Source organism: Vibrio sp. 10N.261.55.A10, from assembly GCF_041470825.1.
GTDB classification, from domain to species: Bacteria; Pseudomonadota; Gammaproteobacteria; order Enterobacterales; family Vibrionaceae; genus Vibrio; species Vibrio crassostreae_C.
Genome location: NZ_JBFRNC010000011.1, coordinates 21,742 through 38,507, shown reverse-complemented (window position 1 = coordinate 38,507; position 16,766 = coordinate 21,742). Strand labels below are relative to the sequence as shown.

Here is a 16,766-nt window from a genome sequence, read left to right as displayed (position 1 = left end):
TGTTAAGTTAATTGTTGTCTAAAATCTTGATTTTACTAAATGGATTTCAACAATTTTATTGATAGGCAAAACCTAACAAGACAAAAAAGTGAGACAAACAAAGGGTTGAGCACGTTTTCGAACGCCAGAAAAAAGAAAAAAAAGAGCCCTTACAAAGCCTTACTTTCCCTTGCTTAACCTTACTTAGCCGAGCTAGCCTGCGTAAATAAACCCTGTAATCTTCACCTCACTAATAATTAGAAATCCCGTTTTAGGAAGTTTATGCAACACGACAACAACATGTACGCGTATATTTACGCAGGTAACGACGGCACAGAAAACACACTCATCGCCACTATCGATAATCAAGAAAAACCGCTGATATCAAGCTGCGTTGATGAGATAAAACGCATGTCATGCTTAGCCATTGATTTAGCAGCAAAACACGACCTAAAAGTGAAGCTGGTGAAATATCAAAGAGAACAAGAGATCGACTTCGGCCTATTCGTTAAATAGTGAATCCGACACTGATTTGGTTAATCTCTAACTGGCAGCCATAGTAGCATTAGCAAGCGCAATAGCCGTGAATGGCTGCCGAATTCGACCTGACAAGCCTAACGGGTAAAGGCTATAATGATCAGACGGCGCCCTTGCCGATTTTCATTGTCCAAATACGGTTTACTATGTCTTCCCAAACCCCACCTAAAACGTATCTAACGAATTCCTTATCTAAGTTAAAAAGCTACTTTAGTGAGTTATTGGATTTCCAATCACGCATTTGGGTGGTTCATATCTTTGAAGACTCTATTACCGATCAGTCGTTTGTGATTAATGAAGATGGCTTTAAAGAACCGCTAGAGTGGATGAAAAAACGTGATTACCAAGCGAGAATGCTTGATCGTGTTGATAAGATGAAAATCTCACAGGTGATTGAGATTCAGTTCGAAGACAAAATGCATCGCTTGATGCGAGTGAAGTAGCTTTATTGTTTGGGCGTTCACGAAAAGCCCTTGCTAGAAATCAAGTATAAAAAGGCCAGCGCTCGCTGACCTTCTCTCATTGATTACAAACCACCATCTAACGCGCACAATACTCATGCCACAGGCGCACCGCTTTCTGGTATGCCTCAGTTTTATCGTGCGTTTCTGCAAAGAGAATGGCTGTCATGCTGTCGACAACGGTATTCGCCATTAGCGCCATATCTTCAGCCGATGTGCCAAGTACACATTGACTAGGAAGTGGCAGCTCTAGGTTCATCATCTCTTCCCAGTAGAACGATTCGACTTTGTCAGGAGAGCTCATCCATACCGTTTGGCTAACTTTAGGATTATATTCCGACTCACCGTTCATCCCTTTGAATGAAATCACCGAGTGGGATTTATTTCCGATAACATGCTCAACTTCCGCATGAAGTTGTGGAAAGCCAGGATGGAAACTGCCACGCAGACCTAAACGGCCACCACCAGGATTCAATGCTCGAACTACCGTGTTAATTGGTGTTCTCAAACCGTAGCGGTGTTTCCAACCAATCATGGTTTGTGCTTCGGGCGCAAAGTTAGCTAGCGGTAAATAAGCAATGCCGTCTTGTTCAAGAATCGACTTAGCATGTTCAGGGCTCTCAGCACTTTGCACACCGACATCTTGCAAATGGCTTTCAACGTGCGTCCTACCGCTCGGCTTATCCATATAGCCATGCATTAACACTTTATAGCCATTGTCAGCTAAGATTTTTGCCGCCAACAAGTTCCAAGGCTTGCCACTGGCGTTATCGTTACGCTTACCTGCATAACACGGCCAATCAATATCAGCGCCTAAATCTGGCACTCGAGATTGAAACGCTTTTACAAAGCCAGCGATCTCTTCATTGGTTTCATTCTGCACACGAATCAACATCAGTAGCATAGCCATTTGGTCGTCACCGACTTCTCCGCTTAAATACTCATCCATGATGCGGTAGGCTTGTTCGAACGATAAAGGCTTACGCCCTCTTTCTCCTCGTCCAACTGTACGAATACACTCTAAAATACTACTCATTGATTGTTTATTCTCTTCCGTTGATATCAATAAAATTCGAATACACTTTCGATTCTATGATACCCACCGTGCATTGCAAAGCGATTCAGTTGCTCTCGACCGAATTACCAATACGCGGATTGGTGTTCTAAAAGTAAACTTACTGGTGTAAAATTAGCGTATGTAATGCTAACCGCGACATATTGAGTAGTATCCCGATGACTGTAAAAAAAACGCTGAGCCAAAGAAAACGTGAATCGATCGTTGCCGCTGCTATCGCAGAGTTTACTGAGCATGGCTACAAGGCCACCAGCATGGATAAAATATCGAGTCGCGCAGAAGTATCAAAGCGCACCGTATACAATCACTTTGCCAGCAAAGAACTGCTTTTAGATGAGATTCTAGACAGCATTTGGAGCAAAACTCTGGCCGCAACGCATTTCCCATATCAAGCAGAACTGCCACTTGAAGAACAGCTTTCCTCGATAGCCAATCAAGAGCTTGAGTTACTTGAGTCTGAAGGCTTCATCGACCTGTCACGCGTTTTGTTCTCAGAGTATTTCCATAACGCAGAACTGGCGCATCAAGCGATGGAAAAATATTCCCAAGCAGAAAGTGGACTTACAACCTGGATTAAAGCCGCGTTGGCAGACGGTCGTTTAGTAGAACTAGACCCACAATTCGCCTCCACGCAGTTCATTGGTCTGCTTAAGTCTTTTGCGTTTTGGCCGCAAATCATTGGTCATGTGCCGTCACCGGATGCTGCACACAAGCAAGTGCTCATTACTTCAAGTGTCGAGATGTTCCTTAAACAATATCAGGCGTGATTTTGGTGGTTGACGAGAATTCAACCACAATAAAACCATCACTGGTATCCGCTGTTATTTTCCCTATACTGCAACCCACTTTCGTCATTACGACTCAGTAAAACTTCAACTTTAGGTAGCCCTATGATTACTTTCACCACCAACTTTGGCGATATCGAGATTGAACTGAACCTTGAAAAAGCGCCAGTAACGTCGAAAAACTTCCTTAAATACTGCCAAGACGGTTTCTACGAAGGCACGACATTTCACCGTGTTATTGAAGGTTTCATGATTCAAGGTGGTGGTCACACTATCGACATGACAGAAAAACCAACTCGCGCCCCAATCGTCAACGAAGCAAACCGTGGTTTGAAGAATGTGATTGGTTCTGTGGCAATGGCTCGGACTGATGCACCACATTCTGCAACGGCGCAGTTCTTCATCAACCTTGATGACAACGATTTCCTAGATCACACCTCAACAACCAATGCTGGCTGGGGTTACGCGGTATTCGGTAAGGTTTCAGCAGGTATGGATGTGGTAAACAAAATTGCGAAAGCACCAACAACCATTCGCTGGGGACACGAAGATGTGCCTTGCGAAGATATTGTGATTACAAAAGTCACTATTCGCGACTAATTCATTCACGTCCTTTCCCGCCCCTAGTGCATTCGAATTGATGGCATAAAGAAAAGAAGGCTGTGCGATAGGACTATGGTGGTAAGGGTTCGACTTTACCACCTGTATTTAAAGCTCGTTGTTAGAATAGTTACCAGCGAGAACGATAAGTACGGTGACACCCTTTGCACGTCTTATTCGCAGAATTTAACCCTTGCTCTGCACTCGACAAGTCTTGTTCAACACTCGCCTGATAAGGCTCAGAAAAGCACTTGAAGAACAACTCGTTCCTATCCCCGTTCGTTTAAACAAAGAGTTGATGAACGAGTTAGATGCTGAAGAGCAACAACAAATGCTCAAGCTACTTCAGAAAGTAGTCGCGGCAATCTGATCTTACCGCGTTCACTGCTTAGCAAGCTTAGTGCTTAGAAATTATTACACTCTGAACGTGTATTGAAAAACAACCCACACTCGGCCTTGCGCCGAGTGTTTTATTTTCGTCTCGACCATTTGATATAGCAAAATAGTGAAGCAATGATCACCGCCCCACCGAGCAGCTTCTGCATCTCTACACTTTCGCCAAGCACACTCACACTTAACAGCAGCGTCCACACAGGCTCAAGAATCATGATCAATGCCGCCACTTCCATGTTCACGGAGTGCTGACCGACCGTTTGTAGCAAGTAACGAATAGACGTTGCGATCACCGCAGAGACAATAAACCAGAAGACTAAGGTTTTGGTGATTTCGAACTCCGGCTGAGCTGTCATAGAAGCAAAGGCTAAACCACTCACACCCACCACAAACAGTTGCACACAGATTGATGCGATAGGCTTGATATTGGTAATCACACGCTTGTTCATCACAAAGTGAACAGACAACAACATCGATGCTAGTAAGAAATAAATCTGACTCTGCTCAACATGCCAGCCGTTACCCAAAGTCAGCAACAGCATGCCAATAATCGCGATCGGGAAAGACATCCAAAACGCGCGATTAGGCTTAACTCGAAACAAAATCCAAGACACAAACGGTGCAATGATCATGGCTAAGCTCATGATGAATGCCCCTTCCGACAAGCTTTCAGTCACCGAAACTGCAAACACCCATACCTGCAATGAGGCAGACAACAACAAACCCACGCCGCAAAGAGACAGAATCTGCTTAAACGAAAGCTTACGAATATGGTGAATACAAAATGGCAGAAGAATAAGACTCGCGACGAGGAATCGCACACCAATGAACACTGGCCCAGGCATTTCTAATACCACCAGCTTAGATGCAATCCATCCCACCCCAGCTAGCAGGGTGGCAAATAGAAGGTAAAGCTCTCCGCGCATCGCTTTCACGTTCATCATTTTACTTAGTCCAATAACAAAAAAAGCAACCCGACTCTGCAAGGTTGCTTTTTATAAACATTCAACAGGATCGAGATACTATCTCAATACTCTGCTTCAGGCAGCTGTTTTTAGCCTGCGTATTCTGGGTAATCCGTTAAACCTTTTTCAGCACCACCGAACAATGTGTTTGGATCGTGCGCTGCAAGTGGGTAACCATTTTGAATACGAGCTGGTAAATCTGGGTTCGCAACGAATGGACGACCAAAACCAACCATGTCAGTTACGCCTTCAGCAACGGCTTTTTCGCCACGCTCGCTATCGTATTTACCCGCATAAATAAGGACACCCTCGTAGGCTTCACGAACTGCTGCTTTAAATGCTTTTGGCGTTTCAGGTGCATCGTCCCAATCAACTTCTGCAATGTGTAGGTAAACAATTTTGTATAGGTTAAGTAGTGCTGCCGCCGCTGTGTAAGTCTCTACTGGTGTAGCGTCAACCGTACCATTCAACGATGTGAACGGAGCAAGGCGTACACCAACACGGTCAGCACCAATCGCTTCAACCATAGCTTCAACCACTTCGCCTAGGAAACGTAAACGGTTTTCAATTGAACCACCGTATTCGTCAGTGCGGTTGTTTGCTTCAGAATCGATGAATTGGTTGATTAAGTAACCATTCGCTGCGTGAAGTTCGATACCATCAAAGCCTGCTTCAACCGCATTCAAAGCCGCTTGGCGATACTGTTCAACCACCTCTTTGATGTCTTGTTTCGTCATTTCACGAGGTTCAACCACATCAACAAAGCCCGGTTCATCAGTACCGTTATCGATGAATACCTTTACGTTTTGTGCTTTAAGTGCAGAAGACGAGATTGGCTGTTCACCACCAATGTTGTCTGGGTGTGTTACACGACCTACATGCCAAAGTTGAGCGAAGATAACGCCCTCTTTTTCATGTACGGCATCAGTCACTTTTTTCCAACCAGCGATCTGCTCATCAGAATAGATACCCGGAGTCCAAGCATAGCCTTGACCCATAGGTGAAATTTGTGTGCCTTCAGCAATAATCAAACCTGCAGAAGCACGCTGAGCGTAGTAAGCCGCCATCATATCGTTTGCTGAATTACCAGGTTGCGTTGCGCGAGAACGCGTCATCGGTGGCATAACAATACGGTTTTTAAGCTCGATATTACCAAGTTGAATTGGTTGAAATAGTGCGTTTGTCATTGTTATATCCTCGATTAACCTAGTTGAATCAGTTCGATTTGGTAGCCGTCTGGGTCAGTAATAAAAGCGATATGAGTTGAGCCGCCTTTCACTGGACCCGCTTCGCGAGTGACGTTGCCACCTAGCGATTTGATTTTGTCACATGCTGCGTAAATATCTTCTACACCCAATGCCAGATGACCAAACGCGCTGCCCATCTCGTACTCATTCGTATCCCAGTTGTACGTTAGCTCGATAGTCGTGCCGCCTTGCTCATAGCCAACAAAAACCAATGTGTAGCGGTACTCTTTGTTTTCGTGGCGTTCAAGTTCCTTCATTCCCAATACCTTGGTGTAGAACTCGATAGACTTGTCTAAATCAGTAACTCGGATCATTGTGTGTAGGAATTTCATATTTCGCCCTTGATACTTTAATCTCAGCCTCGTTCAGAAGCTAAGTAATGTTCGTTTAGGTTGACCTTGAGGCCACCTACTTCTCTGTTGCTAGGTATATTACTGAACACACACAAATCAGTGAAATTATTAAATATTCTCATTTTAATAATTTTTTGTTATTAACATATTGTCTAGTACCAACTAAGCGACACAAAAAAGGGAAGCCAATACTCCCCTTAGATTTAGACTCTCAATTAAAATCGCAACCGCCTATCTTTAAGCGCCTTCGACATTGAATCTGATGTATTGATGACTTGTTCTCTGAACCATTTATGAGCGGGGTCGCTGTTCTGCTTCTTCAACCAAATCAGGTAATGAGATATCGGCTGATATTCAAAGGGCGGCTTGAACAGCTGCAAACTTAACTTTTCTTGGAACTGCACGGCCATAGATAAAGGCACGACAGTGATGTAATCGGATTGGCTACACAGCAAAATATTACTGAACAGCGAGCGCCCGTGAAACACGATTTTACGCTGGGACAGATCCAAAGAAGTGTAGTGATTCAAACTGCGAACTTTACGTCGTGTTCTGTCTAATACAGCATGCTTTTCACTTAGGAACTGAGCTTCGCTGATTTCACCTTGAATCCGTGGATGATCAGCTCGACACACGATCACAAACTCGCCTTCATAAAGTGTTTCACTGACGATACTTGGGTGTTCAGGCACCACAATATCGATCATCGCATCGAACTCTTGAGTCAAAAGATCTTCATAAATGCGCTCATCACTGTCTGGTTGATCAAAGACTTCCAGCGACAAGTTTTGATTAGGAAGCGCCGCGAAACTATTGAGAAGTACCCACTGTAAGTGCTCAGGTGCAGAAATAACAAACTTACGCTCAGAGGATTGCTCATCAAAATTAGCCATCGACTGAAACACGCCATTGAGTTCATTGATCGGCGCTTTAATTTGTTCATACAAGCTTTGCGCATAAGACGTAGGCGCAACACCTCTTCCTTTGCGAACAAAAAGCTCTTGGCCAATCTCTTTCTTTAGACGAGTTAACGCGGTGCTGATGGTCGATTGATTAGTACTGAGTTGATCCGCAGCTTTACTCAAACTGCCCTGCTCCATCACCGCTGAAAACACAGCCAATAAGTTAAAATTCGGAATGTCATTACTCATGATTCAGTGCTCATTTGGCGATAGATTTAATTATCTTATCGTAAAAGCGATAGAATGAAACAACGGATGCTCATTGAGAAAACAAAACTGAGAAGGAAGCATCATATGGTAAAGAGCAAAAATGTCAGAACAACTCACTCTTTCGAATAGCTGCCACATTCGCCAGATTGGAATCTAAATCTCTTCGCTGTGCCAGTAACGCTTAATCCACCCAAACTCACCCTAGACTGGTCGGAGTATTCAATATTTCCGTCCTGCCTTATTGATACTTTTATAGCCACTTCTATGATCCAGGCTAATTAAATAGACATATTTTATAAGCCGAGTTTGAGCCTGTTCAAATAAACCCACCTCACGTTTAAGCAACCACTCAATTCATCGTAATTACGATAATTCAATATCGCAATAATGCGTAGATAGCACCAGTTACACTTCCTATTATTTCGCCAACAAATCAATTCTTAACCTAAACAGAAAACCTAAAAATGTGTAGATGATGGTGTTGCACACATCACGGAAGACGGCCTTAAAACCCAATGCAGCAAACGAACCTATCAATGGTAGACGTTACTTAAGAATGATTTCGCCAGGTGTTTTTAACACTCTATTCGCGAGAATGCGTTGTCTACGTGGTCAAAGCGATTTTTAATTGTCATCTAGTACTTTTGACTCAGTAGGTCTATACGGTTACGTGAGTTCAACACCTCTTTCAGATGTCTTCTAAAAGTCTTGTACCAAGGCTGCACTTTCTCTCTCCTTATTTAGGTTGAGATATGAACTTTATAAAAATCGTTTTCCAGAAAATCTGGGCCGTTGTGATGGTCTTGATTAAATTCTGCCTGTTTATGGCAGTGATGTTTGCTGGTGCATGGGCTCTTGCACCGTTAGGCACTATCCATTCTAAAGACATCGACATGTCTCAATTCAACAATCATCCCAATGAAATGATGATGAACTTCTTCCAGATGGAGTACTTCTCTGGTTACTTGTTCTCGGTGACCATTGCTGTGGTATTAGCCGGTGTTTACGGCATGTGGCAATTGCATGAACTGGGAGTGCATAAGGCAAAAGAGCACAAAAGCGCTCACGTACAGATCGTGTTTGCACTGTCACTTTGCGGGCTCTTCATCAGCAAAACATTCTGGGTTATCGCGTTGGTTATCGCGCTAGCGAACTGGAAACATATTGGTCAATCACTGAGTGATGTGATTCGCCGTGGTGTACAACCTAAACGAGACGCGACTAATACAGAGGCCTCCGTAGTCCACGTATCACCTGAAGAACCAGTAACGGAGCCGTCTCAAACCAAACAATCTCCAGTAGAACAGTCTCCAGAAGCTCAGCCTTCAAAAGAAAAGACTCCAACAAATAAAGAGGTCGCATAATGAAAGAGATGATGATTCCATATATCCTAATTGTATGGTCACTGTTTGCGACAGGTGCACTGAAGAAGAACTTCAAAAACTACACCTGGGCTGCCATTGGCGGCGTAACAATCCTTGCCGTATTAGCGGTTATCTCTCGCTTATGGGCACCGGTTGATTTAACCAACTCAACCACAGTGAAAGCACCACACGCGGTAATGTCACCTATCTTTGGTCAGCAGATCGACAAAGTGCTTGTTGAGCACAACCAAATGGTTAAAGAAGGCGACGTAATTTACACACTCGTCGACATCGATTCTGCCGCAGACAAAGCAAAGATCGAATCTTCAATTGTTCAGAAAGAAGAAGAAATCAAGCAAATGACTCGCGACTTAGAGCGCGCTGAAACGTCACCTGAAATCTTCAATATGCGTGACGTAGAAAAGTACGACTCAGACCTTCGAGTGCTGCACGCTCAACTTGTGTCGTTAAAAGCCGATCTACAAAAAGTAAATTGGGCGCAAGAGAAGAAAACCATTAGAGCTGAATTTGATGGTCAGGTATCGATAGTGAATATTGCTGAAGGTTCTGTCATGGGTAACATGCACCTCTACAACACCAGCAAAAAATTCCTTGAGATGCGTATTTCAGACCAAACTTACGGCTATGTTCAAGTAGGAGACTTCGCAGAGTTCTTCGTTGATGCCTACCCAGGGCATGTGTTCCGAGCAAAAGTACACAGCTTTAATGCAGGTACGGGGGAGTCAAGTATTTCTCCACTTCAGGGGCCACAAAGCGTCGGTCAACACGTGGTAAGAAACGGTAACGGTTTAGGTCGTACCATCGTACTTGAGATCATCGAACCAGAAGGTTTCAATATCCCAATTGGTTCAGCTGGCGCAGCTTGGATTTCTGCTGAGAAGCCACATCCATTCTGGGGCTTTATTGATGTAATCGGTGCGGCAACGGTTCGCCTACAATCTTACAAGTCTTACTTAGGTGCTTGGTAAGTACTGAGGTTCTCGGTAAGAACTTATATAACAGCCATTAATTCCAAATTAAATGCCCTGAATTTCAGGGCATTTTTGTATCTGTCACAAGCTCATCTGGCTAATTGATTCAGATCAAATAAAAATCGCTAATACAATCATTAATAAAATAAAACATCGTAATAACGATAGGTTGAAATCCTATTAGCGCGTAGATAGCGCCCCCTCTCCTGTCTATTATTTGGCTCAAGAAATCCAATTCCTGTATCCAAATATAAGGTCACTATCATGACTAACACATTCAAAAAAATGGCACTTCCAGTTGCAATCGCAAGTGCACTATTTGCTTCTGGTTTTGCATCTGCAACGCCAACTGTAGAAGCGACATCGAAAGTCGGCCAAGAACTTCAGACGGCAAATGCTGCGCAATACCAAAACATTGATCTTGATGCTCGCTACAAGAGCGAGGTTCTATTCGAACACAAATCAAACATGTTCTGGGGAAAAGGCGAACGTATTCAAGTTGTTTCTAAAACAGGCGATTCTCTAGCTTACACTGCTGAGTCTGACCATGTTCACCCAATCCTCACCAAGCATGGTCGTAAAATGGACCAAGCAATCATCAAAGTAGATGACAACGTATATCTTGGTTACGGTTTCGGTCTAGATACACCCGTCATGATTGAAGGTACGGACGGCATCATCATTGTTGATCCAGGCGAGTCGGTAGAAATGGCTCAATCGGTTAAAGAACAGTTCCGTCAAATCACCGACAAGCCGGTTAAAGCAATCATTTATTCTCACAACCACATCGACCACATCTCTGGTGTGCGTGCGTGGGTGACTGGCGAAGAAGTGGCATCAGGTGAAGTAAAAATCATCGCTGAAGAAGGCCTAACCGCTGCAGTGGCTAACTGGTCTTCAAACCTAGGTACTCTATTTGGTCACCGTACTTCTTACACAGGTGCTAAGCACGTAGAAGAAGGCGAGCACGGCACAGTAAACGACGGCCTTGGTCCGCGCTTCATGCAAGGTGCTATCTCGTTCATCGAACCAAACCTGCTTGTACCAAGCCAAAGCCACATCGAAATCGAAATTTCTGGCGTGAAAATGCACATCGAGAACGTGCCATCTGAAACTAAAGATGAGTTAGTGGTTTACTTCCCAGACCAGAAAATCCTGCACGCGGCTGAAGTACTTCAAGGTGAGAACTTCCCTAACCTTCACACCATCCGTGGTACTAAATTCCGTGACCCATCAATGTGGTTCAAGGGCATCGACGTAATGCGTAAGTTCGACACTGAGATCATGATTAACTCTCACGGTCGTCCTGTTGAAGGTAAAGAAGCAGTAGCTGACGTACTAACGGCTTACCGTGATGCGATTCAATACACTCATGATCAAACTATCCGTTACATGAACAAAGGTATGACGCCAGACGAGCTAGTTGAAGTAGTTAAACTTCCTAAGCACCTTGCAGAACACCCTTGGTTAGGTGAACACTACGGTACTGTTGCACACGCCGTGCGTCAGATTTACGTAGGTTACAACGGTTTCTTCGAAGCGGATCCATGGCAGCTAGAGCCAATGGCTTACGAGCAACGCGCTAAAGCATTCGTAGAGATCATGGGCGGTCGTGACAACATCCTTACTACTGCACAAGCAGCAATTAAGGCTGAGAACTACACATTTGCAGCAGAAATTCTTTCTTACCCAATCACGGTAAACAAGCAAGATATGGAAGCTCGTGAGATGAAAGCACAAGCTTACAAAGCATGGGCTGCAGACCAAGTGAACATCAACTGGCGTAACTGGGCGCTCAACGCGGCGGCTGAACTAGAGAACAAACGTGACTTCTCTAACATGATCAGCTTCGCTTCTGTTGACGTTCTTACTGCACTACCAAGCAAGCAGATCTTCGACATGATGACTTCAACGCTTATCGCAGAAAACTCGTTAGACGTGAACATGATGCTAACGTACAACTTCTCTGATACGAACGAAGCATTCACTATCGAAATTCGCAACGGTATTGCTCAGTTACACGAAGAAGCAGTGAAAGGCGCAGACGTTCAAATCGACACCACTCGTGCAGTATTGAACCAAATCTTGATTGCAGGTCCAAACGCTCAACAAGTGATTGGTACCAACCTACAGTCTGGTGCATTCACGTTCTCGAATGGCGACATCAAAGGCTTCGGTCAATTCATGAGCTACTTCGATAAGGCAATGACTCCAGAAGAGATCATGCTCATCGTTCGCTAATAATCAAAGGCTGCTAAGGATGGCGAGTCGATAACTTAGGGACCCATTGTGGTCCCTTTATCGTTTATTTATTGGTACAGTTCGCAACCTTAACTCAACGATCTAGGTCTATTGTTGGAGTAAGGAAACTGCCCCGCTTCTTTTAAGGTTCACACATGCTAAAACGTTTTGTTCTTTTGCTTTCACTCAGTTCTTCTCTGGTATTAGCTTGCGGATTACACCAAGAAACCGGATTTAGTTTAGTGACAGAGCCCGGTTCACTGGAGGTATTTGGCAATGTCATCACAGCAAGGCAAGATGACGAGTTCGGAAACCTAGATAAACCGGATCATTTCAAACTGTTTTCGATAAAGTCAGCACTCGCAAAGGCGCATCCGAGTAAGATTGAATTCAACTTATTTGAAGCGATTAAAGGTCACTACAGCCAAATCAGCATTGAAAAAGGCGTGAACATTTCAGGAAGAGACACTTTGCCGACAGAGAACGATTTATTGCTTATTACAGAGCTCGACGTGTTCGATGCATTAGCGAACGGAACGATCTCTTGGGATCAAGCGACACTGAATGGATTAGTGGTAATCAATGGCCCTCAAGACAAACGAGAGCAGCTTGAAGATTGGCTTAGTGATATTTTTGAAGGGTAATAGCTTAAAGCGGGACAGATAAAAAGTCGTCAAACCCTCGGACTTCAGAACATTGAGGGTTCAACGACAAACTTAAATCAAAAAAGCGTAGGCAACGGAATCAACTCCAGTCCCAGCACACCACTGATACTCATCACCACCAGCAGAGACACTTTAAAGACAGTCTTTGACCACTGGATGTAGTTGAGGCAATCAACCTTACGAAACGTCACTTTAGTCCACATAAAACAGACTGCCGCCGACACCGCTAGGTATTCATAGCCCGCATCTCCGAGTAGGAACAGCGCCAACGAGACTGCGCCAAACGCTACCACATAGGCTTTCATGTGCTGATGCGCTTTGTCGACGCCCTCTTTCACCGGTAACACAGGAATGCCTGCATCTCGATAATCTTGAAGGCGGAACATCGCGATCGCGTGCGAGTGCGGCATTTGCCATAAACAGAACATCGCGAACAACAAAACCGCTTCAAGGCTGATGTAATTCGTCACCGCCAAGTAACCCACTAACGGCGGAACGGCTCCCGAAATACTGCCGACTAAAGTGCCGTAAACCGATGTACGCTTGTACCACATGGTGTAGAAAAAGACGTAAAACACATAGCCAAGCAACACCATGACCGCAGAGATCGGATTAGCGAACTGAAACAGCAGCGCTGTGCCTGCTAGCAGTAAAACCAAGGCATAGACGAACGCTACATCTGTATTGATGTTTCCTTGAACCAATTCTCGATTTTGTGTGCGCTTCATCTTTTGGTCGATGTCTCGATCAAAGATGTTGTTCACAACACAACCTGATGCAATCACAAGCCCTACACCCGCTAAAGTCGTCAGTAACAACATCGCACTGGCTGGTTCTGTTTTTGCGGCGAGGAAGAACCCCGCCGCAACAGAAATCAGGTTGCCGAAAATGATGCCCGGTTTGGTAATAGACAAATATTTTTTCAGCATACCTTGGCCTACAACTTCATGTTGACGTTCATGTTGTAGATGATCCATACCGAGCCAGCGATAAGAATCAATACAACAATGGCAGTAAACATCAGTGACACTAAGTTCCAACGCCCATCGGAAGATTTCGCTTCCATATGTAAGAAGTACTTAAAGTGCACAAAGATTTGCACCAGCGCACAACCGAACAAGATCACGTAAGTTTCCGTGTTTGGTAGCGCATGTGCCCACACAATGTAGAACGGAATAATGGTGAGAATTAGTGAAGCAATAAAGCCTTTCACGTAATCCGTTGCACCGCTGTCTAGATGCTGTTCCATTACATCACCCCCATTAAGTACACGATGGTAAATACACAAATCCAAACGATATCAAGGAAATGCCAGAACAAACTTAAGCACTGGAAACGCATCGACATGTTGTCGTTCAAGCCTTTGGTTGAAAGTTGGTGATACGCCACCGCCATCCAGATAAGACCGAACGTTACGTGCAAACCGTGTGTACCAACCAAGGTAAAGAACGCTGAAAGGAACGCACTCTCTTGAGGACCATAACCTTCTGCAATCAAGTGGTGGAACTCATACACTTCCATACAGATAAAGGCTAAGCCCAATACGAAAGTCACTTTGATCCATCGCTTCAGTCCGGTCACGTCTTTGCGCTTCATCGCAATCATGCCAAAGCCGAAGGTGATACTACTGAACAGCAGCATCATGGTTTCGACAAACACGAACGGCAGTTCAAAGATGTCTTTACCTGTCGGCCCAGCGATTGAGCCACTCTCAAGCACGGCATAAGTCGCGAAAAGCGTGGCAAACAGGACACAGTCACTCATCAAGTAAACCCAGAAACCAAACAACTTGTTGCCCGCGGCTTCGTGGTGATGATCATGCGAGTGTGCAAGATCATAAGTGTGTGACGGAGTATTAGCTTGCATACGTCGTCTCCAAATCATCTTTATTTTCGTTGTTATCACTGTCACCGTCAGCGCTGTTACCACGACTAGAATTGTCGCTTTTCACTGACTGTTTCTTCGCTTCTTCAAGCTGTGCACGTCGAGCCGCTTCAATCGCTTTGATCTCTTCAACTTCCACGTAGTAGTCCACATCGTCGTTGTAGCTGTGTTGAATACACGTCACCACGATGCCCACTAGGCTTGCAGCTGCTAACCACCAGATGTACCAGATCATTGCGAAGCCAAATGCCAACGCCCATGCAGACACATAAATGCCTGTCGGTGTGTTCTTCGGCATGTGAATACGTTCGTATTCTTCTTCCTGAGTTGGGTCAAACTCGCCACTTTGCTTTTGATACCAGAACGAATCGATCTCATCGCCCTTAGGCAGTTTTGCAAAGTTGTAGAACGGTGGTGGTGACGATGTTGCCCATTCGAAGGTACGTCCGCCCCATGGGTCACCAGTTAGATCTCGGTTTTGGTCGCGATCACGAACACTCACGTAAATCTGAACAAACTGACACACCACACCCATCGCAATCACGCCCGTACCTGCAGCCGCAACCGCCAGTAGAGGGAAAAACTCAGGGTTAATGTCTTGGCTCAAACGACGCGTCATGCCCATAAAACCAAGAGCGTAAAGCGGCAAGAACGCCATCAAGAAACCGATGATCCAGCAATAGAATGCGCGTTTGCCCCAAAGCTCGTTCAGAGTGAAGCCGGTCGCTTTCGGGAACCAGTAACCAATCGCTGCAAAACAACCGAAGACAACGCCGCCGATGATCACGTTGTGGAAGTGAGCAATCAGGAATACAGAGTTATGCAGGATGAAATCCGCACCCGGAACCGCCATCAATACGCCCGTCATACCACCTACAGTAAAGGTAATTAGGAAACCGACCGTCCACATCATTGGTGTAGTAAAGCGGATACGACCTTTGTACATGGTGAATAGCCAGTTGAAGATCTTAACCCCGGTTGGGATAGAGATAATCATGGTCGCGATGCCGAAGAAGGCATTCACATTGGCGCCAGAACCCATGGTGAAGAAGTGATGCAACCAAACCACAAACGCTAAAATAGTGATAGCCACCGTCGCCCATACCAGTGAGGTATAACCAAACAGTTTTTTGCGAGAGAAGGTTGCAGTCACTTCAGAGAACACACCGAAGATAGGCAAGATTAGGATGTACACCTCAGGGTGTCCCCATGCCCAAATCAAGTTCACATACATCATCACGTTGCCACCAAGGTCATTGGTGAAGAAGTGCGTGCCGATGTATCTATCCAAAGTCAGTAACGCGATGGTGACCGTTAGGATTGGGAAAGAGATGATGATCAGGATGTTGGCACACAGAGATGCCCAAGTGAACACTGGCATCTTCATCATTGGCATAGATGGAGTACGCATGCGCAAAATAGTCGCGAAGAAGTTCACACCCGTTAACGTGGTACCCACACCGGATATTTGCAGTGCCCATATCCAATAATCGACCCCGACTCCCGGGCTCGCCTCAATGCCAGACAACGGCGGATACGCCAACCAACCCGTACGGCCAAACTCACCCAAGCCAAGCGACATGTTGGTTAGGATAATACCCACCACAAACAGCCAGAAGCTCAAGTTATTCAGATAAGGGAATGCAACATCACGAGCGCCAATTTGCAGCGGCACGATGATGTTCATCAAGCCGATAACCAGAGGCATCGCGACGAAGAAAATCATGATCACGCCGTGAGCCGTGAAGATTTGGTCGTAGTGATGTGGCGGTAAATAGCCAGTCTCACCAGCTGCAGAAAGCAATTGCTGACTGCGCATCATGACCGCATCGGCAAAGCCACGAACTAACATCACCATCGCGACCGCAATGTACATGAAGCCTAGTTTTTTGTGGTCTACAGACGTAAACCATTCATTCCATAGGTATTGCCACTTACCGGCTTTTGTTACCGCATACACCACTAAACTACCCACTAAAGCGATCATGGTTAAGGTGATCAAAATAATGGGTTCGTGGTAGGGAATTGAGTCTAGAGTTAATCTTCCAAACAT

The 16,766-nt window shown here is 45.0% G+C and carries 17 protein-coding genes and 2 pseudogenes; 9 read left to right on the top strand and 10 right to left on the bottom strand.

Translation table 11 applies throughout. The annotated features are described in order from the left end of the window. Positions 1-261: 261 nt before the first annotated feature. Both AB4274_RS03225 and AB4274_RS03220 read left to right on the top strand, forming a co-directional pair. A complete protein-coding gene (locus AB4274_RS03225; protein ID WP_017060212.1) occupies positions 262-495 on the top strand; it encodes a hypothetical protein in 234 nt (77 codons plus the stop codon). Positions 496-662: 167 nt separating this feature from the next. Continuing rightward, complete coding sequence (locus AB4274_RS03220; protein WP_029235295.1) at positions 663-959, top strand: hypothetical protein; 297 nt, start codon at positions 663-665, stop codon at positions 957-959. Positions 960-1,056: 97 nt separating this feature from the next. On the opposite strand, the gene AB4274_RS03215 is transcribed toward AB4274_RS03220, so the two are convergent. Further along, positions 1,057-2,043, bottom strand: coding sequence for a glycosyl transferase family protein (locus AB4274_RS03215; protein ID WP_081324522.1), 987 nt, complete (start codon positions 2,041-2,043; stop codon positions 1,057-1,059). 167 nt (positions 2,044-2,210) lie between these two features. Between AB4274_RS03215 and AB4274_RS03210 the strand changes: the two genes are divergently transcribed. Together AB4274_RS03210 and AB4274_RS03205 are read left to right on the top strand one after the other, a co-directional pair. Beyond that, positions 2,211-2,819, top strand: a complete 609-nt coding sequence (locus tag AB4274_RS03210) for a TetR/AcrR family transcriptional regulator (protein WP_017066785.1) — start codon at positions 2,211-2,213, stop codon at positions 2,817-2,819. Between the two features lie 123 nt (positions 2,820-2,942). Continuing rightward, positions 2,943-3,437, top strand: coding sequence for a peptidylprolyl isomerase (locus AB4274_RS03205; RefSeq protein ID WP_017060208.1), 495 nt, complete (start codon positions 2,943-2,945; stop codon positions 3,435-3,437). A gap of 130 nt (positions 3,438-3,567) precedes the next feature. On the opposite strand, the pseudogene AB4274_RS03200 reads toward AB4274_RS03205, so the two are convergent. Beyond that, positions 3,568-3,684: pseudogene (locus tag AB4274_RS03200) on the bottom strand (cytochrome c); the annotation flags it as partial. Here AB4274_RS03200 and AB4274_RS03195 point away from each other — a divergent pair. Beyond that, positions 3,682-3,807 (top strand): annotated as a pseudogene (locus AB4274_RS03195) (MarR family transcriptional regulator); the annotation flags it as partial. The pseudogenes AB4274_RS03200 and AB4274_RS03195 overlap by 3 nt on opposite strands. 100 nt (positions 3,808-3,907) lie before the next feature. On the opposite strand, the gene AB4274_RS03190 reads toward AB4274_RS03195, so the two are convergent. The 4 genes from AB4274_RS03190 to AB4274_RS03175 all read right to left on the bottom strand — a co-directional run bounded on the left by AB4274_RS03190 (position 3,908) and on the right by AB4274_RS03175 (position 7,546). Then, positions 3,908-4,774 carry a DMT family transporter gene (locus AB4274_RS03190; protein WP_017060207.1) on the bottom strand — a complete coding sequence of 289 codons (867 nt, stop codon included), beginning with the start codon at positions 4,772-4,774 and terminating at the stop codon, positions 3,908-3,910. Positions 4,775-4,884: 110 nt separating this feature from the next. Then, positions 4,885-5,982 (bottom strand): alkene reductase, encoded by a 1,098-nt coding sequence (locus AB4274_RS03185; RefSeq protein ID WP_017065285.1) that lies wholly within the window; start codon positions 5,980-5,982, stop codon positions 4,885-4,887. 14 nt (positions 5,983-5,996) lie between these two features. After that, positions 5,997-6,374 (bottom strand): lactoylglutathione lyase, encoded by a 378-nt coding sequence (gene gloA, locus AB4274_RS03180; RefSeq protein WP_017066787.1) that lies wholly within the window; start codon positions 6,372-6,374, stop codon positions 5,997-5,999. 236 nt (positions 6,375-6,610) lie between these two features. Next, positions 6,611-7,546, bottom strand: a complete 936-nt coding sequence (locus tag AB4274_RS03175) for a LysR family transcriptional regulator (protein ID WP_017070445.1) — start codon at positions 7,544-7,546, stop codon at positions 6,611-6,613. Positions 7,547-8,319: 773 nt separating this feature from the next. On the opposite strand from AB4274_RS03175, the gene AB4274_RS03170 reads away from it, so the two are divergent. The 4 genes from AB4274_RS03170 to AB4274_RS03155 all read left to right on the top strand — a co-directional run bounded on the left by AB4274_RS03170 (position 8,320) and on the right by AB4274_RS03155 (position 12,808). Continuing rightward, complete coding sequence (locus tag AB4274_RS03170; protein ID WP_372110976.1) at positions 8,320-8,931, top strand: magnesium transporter; 612 nt, start codon at positions 8,320-8,322, stop codon at positions 8,929-8,931. Then, positions 8,931-9,920, top strand: coding sequence for an efflux RND transporter periplasmic adaptor subunit (locus tag AB4274_RS03165; RefSeq protein WP_017107610.1), 990 nt, complete (start codon positions 8,931-8,933; stop codon positions 9,918-9,920). The genes AB4274_RS03170 and AB4274_RS03165 overlap by 1 nt, the downstream gene beginning before the upstream one ends. 267 nt (positions 9,921-10,187) lie before the next feature. Next, on the top strand, positions 10,188-12,164 hold the full coding sequence (locus AB4274_RS03160) for an alkyl sulfatase dimerization domain-containing protein (protein ID WP_372110973.1): 1,977 nt from the start codon (positions 10,188-10,190) through the stop codon (positions 12,162-12,164). A 155-nt stretch (positions 12,165-12,319) separates the two neighbouring features. Beyond that, positions 12,320-12,808 (top strand): hypothetical protein, encoded by a 489-nt coding sequence (locus AB4274_RS03155; protein WP_017060200.1) that lies wholly within the window; start codon positions 12,320-12,322, stop codon positions 12,806-12,808. A gap of 77 nt (positions 12,809-12,885) precedes the next feature. Here AB4274_RS03155 and cyoE read toward each other — a convergent pair whose 3' ends face one another. The 4 genes from cyoE to cyoB are packed head-to-tail and all read right to left on the bottom strand — an operon-like array spanning position 12,886 to position 16,766. Further along, positions 12,886-13,806 (bottom strand): heme o synthase, encoded by a 921-nt coding sequence (cyoE, locus tag AB4274_RS03150; protein WP_372103794.1) that lies wholly within the window; start codon positions 13,804-13,806, stop codon positions 12,886-12,888. Next, entirely contained in the window at positions 13,767-14,078 is a 312-nt protein-coding gene (cyoD, locus tag AB4274_RS03145; protein WP_372103797.1) for a cytochrome o ubiquinol oxidase subunit IV, read from the bottom strand. The genes cyoE and cyoD overlap by 40 nt, the downstream gene beginning before the upstream one ends. Next, a complete protein-coding gene (gene cyoC / locus AB4274_RS03140) occupies positions 14,078-14,695 on the bottom strand; it encodes a cytochrome o ubiquinol oxidase subunit III (protein WP_010439790.1) in 618 nt (205 codons plus the stop codon). Before cyoC ends, cyoD begins: the two co-directional genes overlap by 1 nt. Then, a complete protein-coding gene (cyoB, locus tag AB4274_RS03135; RefSeq protein ID WP_372110970.1) occupies positions 14,685-16,766 on the bottom strand; it encodes a cytochrome o ubiquinol oxidase subunit I in 2,082 nt (693 codons plus the stop codon). Before cyoB ends, cyoC begins: the two co-directional genes overlap by 11 nt.